Source organism: uncultured Campylobacter sp. (genome assembly GCF_938045405.1).
Classification (GTDB): domain Bacteria; phylum Campylobacterota; class Campylobacteria; order Campylobacterales; family Campylobacteraceae; genus Campylobacter_B.
In genome coordinates this window covers 1-1,501 of the sequence record NZ_CALIMW010000010.1, presented here as the reverse complement: position 1 = coordinate 1,501, position 1,501 = coordinate 1, and the positions used below count along the sequence as shown (strand labels likewise).

General features: G+C 42.4%; 1 protein-coding gene. It reads right to left on the bottom strand.

What is annotated here, in order from left to right; genetic code table 11:
• Positions 1–833: 833 nt before the first annotated feature.
• A complete protein-coding gene (locus tag Q0140_RS00475; RefSeq protein WP_297960448.1) occupies positions 834–1,352 on the bottom strand; it encodes a hypothetical protein in 519 nt (172 codons plus the stop codon).
• Between the last annotated feature and the right edge of the window lie 149 nt (positions 1,353–1,501).

Below are 1,501 nucleotides of genomic sequence, written 5' to 3'. Positions count from 1 at the left end.
CGATGAGAGCGTAAATAGCTTATTCAAATAAAATTTTAAAATTTAAAATGCGGCGCCGTTTGTTTTATACAGCCGCAGGAATGCGAACAATAGGCATCTTATCGTAAGGGATCGCGGCTCAGCCGTAAGTCAAGCGCTTACGCTTTGTGAGCTCTAAATTTGTAGCGTTGAGCTCGCTGTGATTTGACTATTGTCGATTTAACTGCGACGCAAAATTTAGCTTCTATGCGGCAAATTTAACCTCTGCACGGTATTTACTCCGCACGGCGGAAAAATTTAACTGCAACCGCGTAGTAAATTTACCGCACTAACCGCTGCAAGCCGCATTTTAATCCGCCGCACTAGATTCCGCGAGACTGCGTTTTAAATTTGCCTTAAAATTTTCTGTATTTGATGAGATCGCGCAACGCCGCTACGTTTTAAATTTATGATAATTTGCCGCGCATTCGATATCTGTCCGTGTAGCTGCGCTTCTGCAAAACTCGCATCCTCTAAATCGTGCAAAACTACGTTTTAAATTTCGCCGCAAAATCCGCAGAACGCGCCGGCAAGAATGCACCCGCCGATCGCGTTTAATTTTAGCGCCGAAATTCTTTATATTTTAGAGTATTGTAAGACTCAAAATGCCGTGCTTATCAAGCGCTCGCAGCTTCATTGGCGACGGGCTATCGATATATCGGTAGCCCTCAAGCAATTCTCTTCTTTAAATTTTACCACTCAAGCTCGCAGCGATTTTTTAAAATCCCGCGATTTAAAAGCCAGCAAGGCGTCAAAATCATTTATAATTTAGTCAAATGCGGCATCGGGCACGTGCGTTGCGCCCAAGCTGGCCGCTAAAATTTCTTTATAATCTCCATCAAATGCTTGACAAGAGCCGTAATTGCGGCATTTTCATAGCTATCGTCTGTATTTTGCAACGCTATGGTTTTCATATTGCCGAAAAATCCCGGATCGTAATGCTCGATGTCATTTTGCACGTAGCTTCTTAAAATTTGGCCGTTTCTTACTAGTTTAACCTCATAAATAAACTCTATGCCACCGATTCTATCGCTAGGAAACGGAGTAGCTTCGCCGGTAAAGCCCCTGTGGTGCTTTATTGTAATTTTAAGCTCATCGGTAGAGTTTTGATCCAGCAGGTTCGCCTCTTTTAGCGCCGCTAAAAGCTGCTCGTTGTACTTTTTCTCGACTGCTTCCGGCGATTGATAGACAAATTTTTTCGGATTATGGTTTTGGATGTGGTAGTAGGTAATGCCCTTGAATTTATACGCGCTTGCGATCGGCACTTTCGGTTGAGACTGTCCGCAACCGATAAAAAATAGCGCCGCAAGAAGCAAAGCAAAAAATTTTTTCATTTTTTCTCCTTTAAAATTTTGTGCAATTATATAAAAACGGGGTTTAGCCCGGGCTAAATTTACGATCTTTCGGTACCTCTGCGCGTCGAATTTTTTATAAATTTGAGCGAAAGCGCAAAAATTTTAAGCGTAGCTAGACGGCCAAATTT

Coding starts and splice junctions, on each gene's coding strand:
- Q0140_RS00475 (WP_297960448.1), bottom strand. CDS start 1,352: ATGAAAAAATTTTTTGCTTTGCTTCTTGCGGCGCTATTTTTTATCGGT.